Genomic DNA, 4,722 nt, shown 5'->3' with positions numbered 1-4,722 from the left:
TGAGAAATATCTTTTTTTGGTCGGTGCAATGCTTACTTGCAATCGTCTTGATCGAGTAAAATCGACTAATTTAATCTATTAACAAGGATGCAAGCAAATTTATTAGAAGTGCGGGGGGCAACCCGTCGATTTGGGGGATTAGTCGCTGTCGATGGGGTTTCCTTTCAGGTACAAAAAAACGAGATTTTTGGCTTAATTGGACCCAATGGGGCGGGAAAAACGACTTTATTTAATCTGATCACTGGTTTAATTCCCCTATCCAGTGGTGATTTAATTTATCAAGGCGACAGTCTGGCGAAATATCGTCCTCACCAGATCGCTCAGGCAGGAATTGCCCGTACTTTCCAGAATTTGCGCTTATTTGGTGAATTATCGGCTTTAGAAAATGTAGCGATCGCTGGTCACATTCACAATAGCTCCAATCTCTGGACGGGAATTTTGGGTTTACCAGTTTCGAGAAGGGAGGAGGAAAAAACCTACAAAAGAGCGGGAGAATTATTAGATTTAGTCGGATTAACCGACCAAAGCAACCGAAAAGCCCGTAATTTAGCCTATGGCGATCAAAGACGCTTGGAAATTGCCCGCGCTTTAGCTTTGCAACCCCAGTTATTGCTCCTCGATGAACCGGCAGCCGGGATGAATCCCAGCGAAAAGGGGTCATTAAGTCAGCTAATTCGACAAATTCGCGATAATTTAGCTCTAACTGTCCTGTTAATCGAACATCATGTGCCTTTAGTGATGGGATTATGCGATCGCATTGCCGTGTTAGATTTCGGTAAGTTAATCGCTTTGGGAGATCCAGTCACAGTCAGGGAGAATCGCGCAGTGATTGAAGCTTATTTAGGGGATGAATAAGGATTTTAGATAATTTGTCCTTGTTGGCGTGCCTGCGCCCAAAATAAAGCAGCTTTTCGCATTGCATCCGTTGTAATGGCTAGGTATTCTATTGAGTTAGCTAACTCATCCAGTCGCTTAATTGCTTTAATCTTGTTAGCGCGTAACAACTCTCGACGCACCTCATAATCAGCAATTTCTGGAAGAATAACCCTAATACCTGCTTTAATTAGTGTTTGTAGCCAACAATTACAAGCTAGACTTTCAGGCGCTCGCTTAGGATTAGTAATTAAACCGATAATTCCCGTATCTAATAAAACTACTCTATTCACCAAGTTACTCCCTTTAAGTGAGCCGGAAATAAAGGACGCTCAGATAAACGATCTTGATTGAGTGCTTCGATTAAATATTCACCTGTTTCTTGTTGTTCCTGTTCATCTTCTTCATCAATCCAAGATTGAAGTAAATTAACCAGTTTGGTCTGTTTTTCTTGTTCTAAAATAGTATCCTTGAGCAACTTTAGGACATAAGCTTCTAGAGAAAGACCTTTCTCCCTCGCTTTTTGGCTGAGATATTGTTCGATTTCCGATGTTAAATTAAGAGTTAGTGGCATGGGCTTGACTTGAATCAATTTATCGTGTCTTTAACTATTATAAACAAAAAAGCGATCGCCCTCTACAAATATAGCGCAATCGCCCCTAATTTAAGACTTCAATTGTTGCTCGATTTGCCAGTTTTCTATTAAACACTAACTAGCAAAGTCAAATACTGGTGTTTCAATTACCCGTTTTGGTCGCTTATTTTCCCAGACAATTTCCTGCAAGCGTTCGACAGTTTCTGGTGCAAAAAAACGCTCTCCCGTTTCTACACAGACTCTAGCGGGGACATTTTCTATAATGAAAAAATTGCCATTGATTTCAAGGGTATAGGTAACTTCTTGTTCAATTAAGGTTTCTTGTCTAGAATTAGTTGACATCTGGTGTTCTCCTTGATTTAAAATAAATCCATAAATTTGGATCGGGTTCATATAGGGTAATAATTTTGAGCAAAGGGCGAGAGGGATAGCTACAATGAATGTGTAAGGCTCTATTAATTAGAGTAAATCCCAAAAGTAAACAGCTTGCACCATACTTATCAGCCGGATAATCTTCAATAATTTCGCTTTGTTCCATCGCCTCCCGTAATTCTTGAACACTGATCTGATGCAGGATACTTTGATTGACAGCGTGTTGAGAAAATTTCAATTGGTTTTGTCTAACTTTTTGACGAATTTCCTCAATCATTTCAGTGATAGCCGCCTTTACTTTGAGCGTAAATAGGCTCTTCTCGACTTTGTGTGATAATTTTTGCTTATGGAATCGTGAAATGTTGACGGAGAAAGACTTTTACGACTATTTTGCCGAAGAAACTATCAGTATAGGCTTCGTTTCCACACAGAAACCGGAAGAGCCGTAAATATCCGTCGCTGTCATTTCGCCAAATAACTGATCTTTAATTTCTAAATAATTTAGAGGTTGGGATGATGTTTCTCTTAGAAAGAAGGCCGCTTTAGCAATTCCCAATCTTTCTACAAGAGCTTTAACTCCCTCTTTTCTAATTTCCTCAATCTCAGGAATCGTCAAATCTGTTGGAACTTTCATAGTAATTTTCCTCAATTCGGCTCTTCTAGTTTCTGTGTGGAAACGAGGTCTATACTGATGGTTTCTTCGGCAAAACAGCCATAAAAGTCTTGCCCGATAAGCATTTCACAATTCCATAAGCAAAAATTATCACACAAAGTCGAGAAGAGCCTCAATTCAAGCGTCGAAATAGATTTTCAATTTTGCTTCATTCATCCACACTCCTACCACCATAACAAAAAAGCGATCGCCCTCTACAAATATAGCGTGATCGCATCTAATTCGAGACTATAGCTTTATTCGCCATTCCCTTCGCTTTCTTATAAATACTCAATCCCGCCCTGCATTTTGTCAGGACTCAGCCTTTAGGTTAGCCTGTACTGTAGAAGCAAGAGTTTTGTTATCTCGCGTTACTCTGATCAACAATCTTAATGCTTCGTTAACCGCATCAGCAGTGGGAAACATTTCTGCGACATCAGGCTCCAAGCGCACAGTGACTCCACCAAAGCTTTTTCTTCCAGAGCCTAACTTTCTAACTCGGAGGTGCTTCAAGTCATACTCTGTCCGTAAATCATCTTCCATTTCTGGCTCATCCCTCTTCATAAGCTTCTCGTTCGGTTTGCGTCACTTCCCTTGCACTAATGAGACTCATACCAGTGTAGTTCAGCTTTGCGGATTTCTCCATTAGGAAATTGAACTAAGCCGACTCCTTTTAGCTTTCGCCATCGACGACCCCCAAACTGCGCTTTTAGCCTTCTGAGTTCACGAATAGAGAGGTTGACGGCGATAATCTCTATTTCTGTTAGTTCTCCAATCAACTCAAAGCCATTACCCATGTCATCATTCTAACAAAGATTAATAAAAATCTGGAATGTCTCCCCAAAAAAGCGATCGCACTTTATCAATATAGCGCGATCGCTGCTAATTTAAGGCTAGATTTGCCAGTTTTTTATTTTAATTTGCGCTTCCAGGCTGCACCCGCACCTAAAGCACCAATGGCGAGTAAACCCAAGACTGAAGAAGGTTCGGGAACAGGAGTAGCTAGAGGAGTAAAATCAATACTGACATTATCGACTCCTTGATTAAAAAAAAACTGGTTGTCAACTTCCGCAAATCGGAGAATGTAGCTCCCGCCTGCTCCTACCAAGCTGGTAATGTCAAAACTATAAGAAGTATAAGGGTTAGGATTGGAAGCAAAGGGATCGTTTCCCAAATAGAAATTACCGACGATATCCGCAGGATTGGTTGAGAAGGGGTTGGCCCCAGCAACTAGGATATCCACCCGTGCGTGTTGGTTGGGATCACTGGTGTAGTCTAGTCCAGATGGATTGACGATAGGTCCAAGTCCACTCCAATCATTGACGAACATATCGTAAGACAAAATTACCGATGAGGCAGCTCCAGGAACGATAAAAGTCTGGGTTAGCGCATAGGCTCCCGGACCGTCTTGGTCAGACACTGCTTAGAAAGAGCCACTGGCTGGACCAACAGTTGCTTGACCATTGAAAGGCGTGGAGCCGTCAGCATCATCAATAAAGAAACCATTCGTCGAGCTACTCCCAGGTTGTATTGAGACATTCCAACCCGTAAAACCTGTTTCAAAGCCGCCGTTGGTAATCAATTCAGCGGCATGGGCGGTTCCCGTAGTCAGTATCCCCAAAGTTACAAAGACAGTACCGGCTGCTACTCTGGAGCAATTTTTAAGCACAGTCGAAGTTTTCATACTCAGAAAATTTCCTCAAAACAAATAAACAAACAAACAAATGTTCTGACTGACCTTTAAAGGAGAAAATCTCGAATTAAGCGACATTGGCAAGGGAGAAAAATTGGTTTTTTCAAAATTGCCAATCACTAAATTTTAAGTTAGTTCCTCAATGACAAGACAGAGCAACAACGGGATTTTACCCCCCCCGATTTTGTCAAGTGTAAACCAACACAAATTTACAAAAATTTATAATTATTGTTACTCTTGAGAGTAGGGTAGTAAATCTCAATTTGGTCGAAATATCTATATTACAGGGCGCACGCAGTTCGATAAACTCACTGACCACAGTGCGCTCCTACCATTGGCGCAATAATATTATTGTAGGGGCGAATTGCATTCGCCCTCTTTGATCCCCCCTTAATCCCTATCCATTAGTCACATCTTTCTTAACATAAAATTTGACAAAAAGAGAAAAGTGTGCAAGATGGCTCAAGGGGGTTCTATGGGGGGACTAATTTGATGAGATAGTTTCCAAGTCTGGCTGATATCATGTAACCTTCGCAG

Annotated in this window: 10 protein-coding genes; 1 reads left to right on the top strand and 9 read right to left on the bottom strand. The window is 41.2% G+C overall.

The window, feature by feature from the left end; genetic code table 11:
- The first annotated feature begins 87 nt into the window (after positions 1–87).
- The gene (locus tag IM507_RS23035) at positions 88–855 is read left to right on the top strand and encodes an ABC transporter ATP-binding protein (RefSeq protein WP_287637806.1); all 768 of its coding nucleotides are present in this window, start codon (positions 88–90) and stop codon (positions 853–855) included.
- A gap of 5 nt (positions 856–860) precedes the next feature.
- Here IM507_RS23035 and IM507_RS23030 read toward each other — a convergent pair whose 3' ends face one another.
- The 9 genes from IM507_RS23030 to IM507_RS22990 all read right to left on the bottom strand — a co-directional run bounded on the left by IM507_RS23030 (position 861) and on the right by IM507_RS22990 (position 4,176).
- The gene (locus tag IM507_RS23030; protein ID WP_287637805.1) at positions 861–1,166 is read right to left on the bottom strand and encodes a PIN domain-containing protein; all 306 of its coding nucleotides are present in this window, start codon (positions 1,164–1,166) and stop codon (positions 861–863) included.
- The gene (locus tag IM507_RS23025; protein ID WP_002739848.1) at positions 1,163–1,447 is read right to left on the bottom strand and encodes a hypothetical protein; all 285 of its coding nucleotides are present in this window, start codon (positions 1,445–1,447) and stop codon (positions 1,163–1,165) included. The genes IM507_RS23030 and IM507_RS23025 overlap by 4 nt, the downstream gene beginning before the upstream one ends.
- 135 nt (positions 1,448–1,582) lie before the next feature.
- A complete protein-coding gene (locus IM507_RS23020) occupies positions 1,583–1,861 on the bottom strand; it encodes a YgiT-type zinc finger protein (protein ID WP_353847148.1) in 279 nt (92 codons plus the stop codon).
- Positions 1,800–2,117, bottom strand: a complete 318-nt coding sequence (locus IM507_RS23015) for a DUF4258 domain-containing protein (RefSeq protein WP_287637804.1) — start codon at positions 2,115–2,117, stop codon at positions 1,800–1,802. The genes IM507_RS23020 and IM507_RS23015 overlap by 62 nt, the downstream gene beginning before the upstream one ends.
- Before the next feature lie 108 nt (positions 2,118–2,225).
- Entirely contained in the window at positions 2,226–2,474 is a 249-nt protein-coding gene (locus tag IM507_RS23010; protein ID WP_002739691.1) for a hypothetical protein, read from the bottom strand.
- Between the two features lie 330 nt (positions 2,475–2,804).
- The gene (locus IM507_RS23005; RefSeq protein ID WP_002779207.1) at positions 2,805–3,056 is read right to left on the bottom strand and encodes a hypothetical protein; all 252 of its coding nucleotides are present in this window, start codon (positions 3,054–3,056) and stop codon (positions 2,805–2,807) included.
- Positions 3,057–3,091: 35 nt separating this feature from the next.
- A complete protein-coding gene (locus IM507_RS23000; protein ID WP_002739967.1) occupies positions 3,092–3,289 on the bottom strand; it encodes a hypothetical protein in 198 nt (65 codons plus the stop codon).
- Between the two features lie 113 nt (positions 3,290–3,402).
- Entirely contained in the window at positions 3,403–3,912 is a 510-nt protein-coding gene (locus IM507_RS22995; RefSeq protein ID WP_069474766.1) for a PEP-CTERM sorting domain-containing protein, read from the bottom strand.
- A gap of 3 nt (positions 3,913–3,915) precedes the next feature.
- Positions 3,916–4,176 carry a hypothetical protein gene (locus tag IM507_RS22990; protein ID WP_069474765.1) on the bottom strand — a complete coding sequence of 87 codons (261 nt, stop codon included), beginning with the start codon at positions 4,174–4,176 and terminating at the stop codon, positions 3,916–3,918.
- Positions 4,177–4,722: the final 546 nt, after the last annotated feature.

Source organism: Microcystis sp. M20BS1 (assembly GCF_020245305.1).
Classification (GTDB): Bacteria; Cyanobacteriota; Cyanobacteriia; order Cyanobacteriales; family Microcystaceae; genus Microcystis; species Microcystis ichthyoblabe_A.
The sequence above is the reverse complement of the archived record's forward strand: the minus strand, read 5'-3'. Positions and strand labels throughout refer to the sequence as shown.

Bases quoted from the DNA above. Each gene is read 5' to 3' on its own strand.
- IM507_RS23035 (WP_287637806.1), top strand. From the start codon at position 88: ATGCAAGCAAATTTATTAGAAGTGCGGGGGGCAACCCGTCGATTTGGG.
- IM507_RS23025 (WP_002739848.1), bottom strand. From the start codon at position 1,447: ATGCCACTAACTCTTAATTTAACATCGGAAATCGAACAATATCTCAGC.
- IM507_RS23020 (WP_353847148.1), bottom strand. From the start codon at position 1,861: ATGAACCCGATCCAAATTTATGGATTTATTTTAAATCAAGGAGAACAC.
- IM507_RS23015 (WP_287637804.1), bottom strand. From the start codon at position 2,117: ATGATTGAGGAAATTCGTCAAAAAGTTAGACAAAACCAATTGAAATTT.
- IM507_RS23010 (WP_002739691.1), bottom strand. From the start codon at position 2,474: ATGAAAGTTCCAACAGATTTGACGATTCCTGAGATTGAGGAAATTAGA.
- IM507_RS23005 (WP_002779207.1), bottom strand. From the start codon at position 3,056: ATGAAGAGGGATGAGCCAGAAATGGAAGATGATTTACGGACAGAGTAT.
- IM507_RS23000 (WP_002739967.1), bottom strand. From the start codon at position 3,289: ATGGGTAATGGCTTTGAGTTGATTGGAGAACTAACAGAAATAGAGATT.
- IM507_RS22990 (WP_069474765.1), bottom strand. From the start codon at position 4,176: ATGAAAACTTCGACTGTGCTTAAAAATTGCTCCAGAGTAGCAGCCGGT.